The 4,912-nt window shown below is 37.9% G+C and carries 3 protein-coding genes and 2 pseudogenes; 3 read left to right on the top strand and 2 right to left on the bottom strand.

What is annotated here, in order from left to right:
- The 3 genes and pseudogenes from DWX84_RS22060 to DWX84_RS21090 form a co-directional block, all read left to right on the top strand.
- The coding region (locus DWX84_RS22060; protein WP_233573979.1) for a GNAT family N-acetyltransferase at window positions 1-1,011 on the top strand (1,011 nt) is incomplete at its 5' end.
- Between the two features lie 30 nt (window positions 1,012-1,041).
- Window positions 1,042-1,656: pseudogene (locus DWX84_RS21095) on the top strand (class I SAM-dependent methyltransferase); the annotation flags it as partial.
- Window positions 1,657-1,667: 11 nt separating this feature from the next.
- Entirely contained in the window at window positions 1,668-2,468 is an 801-nt protein-coding gene (locus DWX84_RS21090; protein WP_122377617.1) for a GNAT family N-acetyltransferase, read from the top strand.
- 61 nt (window positions 2,469-2,529) lie between these two features.
- On the opposite strand, the gene DWX84_RS21085 is transcribed toward DWX84_RS21090, so the two are convergent.
- On the bottom strand, window positions 2,530-3,546 hold the full coding sequence (locus DWX84_RS21085; RefSeq protein ID WP_122377616.1) for a PDDEXK nuclease domain-containing protein: 1,017 nt from the start codon (window positions 3,544-3,546) through the stop codon (window positions 2,530-2,532).
- Window positions 3,547-3,619: 73 nt separating this feature from the next.
- Window positions 3,620-4,204 (bottom strand): annotated as a pseudogene (locus DWX84_RS21080) (tyrosine-type recombinase/integrase); the annotation flags it as partial.
- Between the last annotated feature and the right edge of the window lie 708 nt (window positions 4,205-4,912).

Below are 4,912 nucleotides of genomic sequence, written 5' to 3'. Positions count from 1 at the left end.
ATTTTCCCCCTGATTTATCGGGTGAGCCGACAATTTTTGTATCTTTGCTCAACTCATGAATTTATAAACAACAAGGTGAAATATCCCATTAAAACAGAAAGATTAATCATACGGCTTGCTGAACCGGAAGATGCAGAAAGCATTTTTTCTTACCGTTCTGACTTTGCGGAAAATAAGTATCAGGGATGGTTCCCTGATTCAGTTGAAGAAGTCCGTGATTATATTAGCAATATGCCGGCGACAATGGATATTGCCAATATATGTTTTCAGTTTACCATTATTCTTGCAGATGAAAACAGGTTAATTGGTGATATGGGAATCAGCTTTACCAATCACAACAATATGCAGGCTGAACTTGGATGTACGCTACATAAAGATTATCAGAAAAAAGGTTATGCTACAGAAGCATTGAAAGCAATGGTTGATTATCTTTTTGGAACGCTCGATAAACATCGGATTATAGCCTCAGTCGATCCGAGAAATACAGCTTCTATCCAGTTAATAGAGCGATTGGGGTTCAGAAAGGAAGCTCACTTTAAGGAGAGCTATTATTTGCGTGGGGATTGGGTAGATGATATAATTTATGCGCAGCTTAAGACCGAATGGGGTAATAATGATAAATATAGCAAAGAAGAGATAATGATAGACCCCCAAATTATTACCTTGCAATTTAATGAATGTATCAGTAGGGCTGACATTAACGCACTATCCAGTTTAATGACTGAAAATCATGTTTTTATCGATATGGCAAACAATCGAATTGTAGGAAAATCTGATAATATAGTTAAGGCATGGAAGCCGTTTTTTAGACTTTATCCGGGATATCGAAACATTTTCGAGAGCGTAACAGTAAATGGTTCTATGGTTATTATGCAGGGATATTCCATTTGTTCAGATCAGGTTCTAAATAATGTTCATGCTATTTGGGTTGCAGAAATAAAGGAAAATAAGGTTAATCTATGGCATATCCATCCGGACACGAAAGAGAATAGAAATAAGTTTGGTATATAAACATGAAACAATGAGTATTGGAGAATATAAATGAATATAGGTTACAAGGTTGGTGAGTTGATTTATGATGCAAATATATATGATGGATTAAATACCTTTCTATCTGATTTGCAATTCTACAAAAAGTGGCTACCGAAAAATAAGGAGGCTGAAATACTTGAACTGTGCTGTGGTACAGGCAGACTTACGATCCCCATTGCCAAAGATGGATACAGCATTTGCGGAGTAGATTACACACCCTCAATGCTCGAACAAGCAAAGATGAAGGCTATCGAAGCAGAATTAGTGATTGATTTCATAGAAGCAGATATTAGAATGCTCGACTTGCAAGAAAAATTCGACCTAATCTTTATTCCATTTAATTCAATCCACCATTTATACAGAAACGAAGATTTATTCAATGCGTTAGGATGCGTTAGAAATCATCTCAAAGCAGGAGGCTTATTTCTGTTAGATTGCTTTAATCCCAACATCCAGTATATTGTCGAGAGCGAAAAAGTGCAGGCAGTAATTGCCGAATATACAACGGATGATGGACGGGATGTGTTGATAAAACAAACAATGCGTTATGAGAGTACAACCCAAATCAATCGCATAGAATGGCACTATTTTATCAATGGCGAGTTTCATTCATACGAAAAGATACAAAACCAAAGATGAAAATGGACTTTAAAATCAGAATAGCGCAACAATCTGATAGTGCTGAACTGAGAGATTTATATAAGAATACCGTGCTTGTAGTAAACAGGCGTGATTATTCACAGGATGAAGTTGAAGATTGGGCATCATGCGGAGATGATCTTTCCAATATAGAGGAAATGATAAAGACTCACTATTTTATTGTGGCTGTTAATCAACTGTCTCAGATTGTAGGTTTTTCATCCATTACGCCGCAAGGCTATCTGCACTCTATGTTCATTCACGCAGACTTTCAAGGCAAAGGCATTGCAACTATGCTTTTGGAAGAAATAGAACGATATGCTATTACAAAAGGTATTATACAAATCACATCAGAAGTGAGTCTAACTGCTCGTCCATTCTTTGAGAAGCAAAAATACGTGGTGAAGAAGGAACAAAAACGACAGGCAAATAAATTGAATTTGACTAATTTTTGGATGGCAAAAACCTTATCTGTAATAAAACCATATCATGGTCGTATTCCTGCTTGTGGTGTGTTCTGTGGCGGTTGTCCAAGCTACACACGAGATGAAAAAAATTGTCAGGGAGGAGAGGAAAACAAAACCCGCTGTGAAAAATGTAGAACATTTTACCTGTGTTGCGTTGAGAAAGGAATAACACATTGCTACCAATGTCATCTATTTCCTTGCACTAAGTTCAAAGGTTTTACAAAACGTTGGTTAAAGTATGGGCAAGACTTTATTGAAAATCAGAAATTTTTAAAGCAGGTGGGTGAAATGGAATTTTTGAGGTTTTATAATGAAAAGGTTACAGATTAAGTTTAGTCCATTTCTCTTGTATATCTAAAATGAACTAAACCTTTGTTTTTATTGAAAGTTGTTAGCCTATCTCCTTTGAAAGAAATCTCTTGAATTCTTCCTCACTGGGCAACTGGATTTTATACTTTTGTACAAAAATATTTGGGTCTAATCCTGCTGTGGCATAACGAACTAAAGTATCTCCTTTTTCAGTACAAAGCAAAATACCGATTGGTGGATTATCATCGGGCTGCATTACTTCTGCTTTGAAGTAGTTTAGATACATATTCAGTTGGGATGCATATTCATGGTGGAATTTGTCAATTTTTAAATCCACTATGACATGGCATTTCAGTATGCGGTGATAGAAAACGAGGTCAGCAAAGAAGTAATCTTCATCTATCAGTATGCGTTTTTGGCGAGCTTCAAAGCAGAAGCCGTGTCCCATTTCCAGAAGGAACTTTTGTAAATTATCAAGGATGGCTTGCTCTAAATCATTCTCTGTAACTAATGCCCGTTCATTTAACCCTAAGAACTCTAAGGTCAAGGGAGTATTTATTACATTCGCAGGCTGTAGTTGAACTGCCTGTTGCTGTACTAATGCAGAAAGAGCTTCTTTGTTTTTAGATAATCCACTACGCTCGTAGTACAATGAATCAATCTGCCGTTCCAGTTCTTTTGCAGTCCAGCATCCCCTAATCGTTTCCATTTCATAAAAGGCACGTTTAATAGGATTGTCAATAGCAGATATTGCATTCAAATGCGTAGAAGATAATCTGTTAAATAGCTTTTCAGCAGCCAATTTCCAGTCATTATTTGCAATTTCTGAAACCATTTGCAATTTGGCGGTTACTGACCGCCGAATCTCTGTTTCAAATTCGGCGGTCGGCAACCGCCGAATTCCCGAACCCGACATAACATAGCCTAAAACCTCTTCTTTCAACTGTGGATAAACAAGATATAAACGTCTGAACTCCCGGAATCTACGTTCGTTAAGTCCTTTGGTATTTAGTTGTTTTTCCAACTTCTTCAAAAGCTGCTCACCATAGGCTGCACGGTCTTCTCCGTTTTGTTCAAATTCCACGATATAACAGCCCATAAGCCAGTTACGGGAAGTTAGTGCAAGGTTTACAGAGTGTGCTGCTTGTGCTTACAGCGTGTCTTGAATGGCACTTCTCCGTATGTTTCAGCCCGCTATGTCCGAGCAAACTGGCTACTGTTTTAATATTAGCACCATTGTTAAGGATATTCACTGCAAATGAGTGACGGGCACAATGCCAGCTTATGTGCTTGTCTATTCCGGATCTTTTCACCCAACGTTTTACTGATTTACAGCAGCTTTCATAGGATGGTAGATTAAATATAAGCACATCTTTGTTGCCATCTGCAGGAGGTTCGCCAATAATAGAGAGTAAACCGTCATTCAAAGGTATGACTACTCCACTAGCAGAAGAATGCCCTTTGGTCTTATTCTGTTCAAACTTCAATAGCTTGTTTGAGTAGTCTACATTCTTATATGTAAGGTCTTTCAGTATCACATCGTGTTCGATGGCATAGCGTATCACTTTCTTGAAACGCTGATAGATACTTTTTGCTCCCTCGCCAACGCTACGGGATTGCAAATAGTCCACAAACAGAACCATCATATCCTTAGTGATAAATTCGGGTTTGATGTTGCATTCATATAATGGGTACTGTTCTTTCAGAAAATCCTTAAAACGACTGAAGGCAATTTGCATCATACGCAGGTCTTTCTTAATATTTATGGCTAATCAGTTAAAGAAATCCCTTTCTTTGGAGATTGAACGGTTCAATGCTTCGCAGAAGAAAGGATTTAGCTTTATGTTTTGATGTAAAATGCTTTTTCATAGTTCCTCTATAATAGAAGCTCACGCTAGTAGCCAAGAGGTAGTGTGGCATGTTTAGAACATGTATTCCCAAAAAGAAGAAGGAATCTGCTCTTTTGTCGAAAAAAAGTCTTATGTTTACGCACGATATGAAAAACAGGGTTTATATAGGCCCTGATATCAGTAAATAACCAACCTTGACATGTGTACAAACAGAGATAAGGCTATCTCTTTTGGGCGGGACGGCGGAGATGTCTGCCGTTTCGTTTTTTGTCTATGAGCCAGTGACGTGGTTGCTGACGAATCGTTGCCTCAAGATATTTTTCTGCAGATTCATTGTTCATATATTGCCAATATTAATCAAGTAAACGCTCACCCGATATTTATTGGGGACAGACTTAATTCAAAGGGATAAGACAAGAATCGCGGATGTCAGCTTAATGCGATGAATGGTATCTTTTTGATTGAAATACCTTCTTTTTCACGACACGGCTCTCTGGCTATAAAAGCCAACGAGCGTAAGCGGGGAGCGCGAACAAGCTACCACAACCGCTTTTTAACACGATAAGCGTCGCTTTTTAACGAATATATACGTATCAACCTACACATATGGCTGTA

Origin of the sequence: Parabacteroides sp. AF21-43 (assembly GCF_003635435.1) — a bacterium.
GTDB lineage: Bacteria > Bacteroidota > Bacteroidia > Bacteroidales > Tannerellaceae > Parabacteroides > Parabacteroides distasonis.
This window is presented reverse-complemented; position numbering and strand designations above follow the sequence as displayed.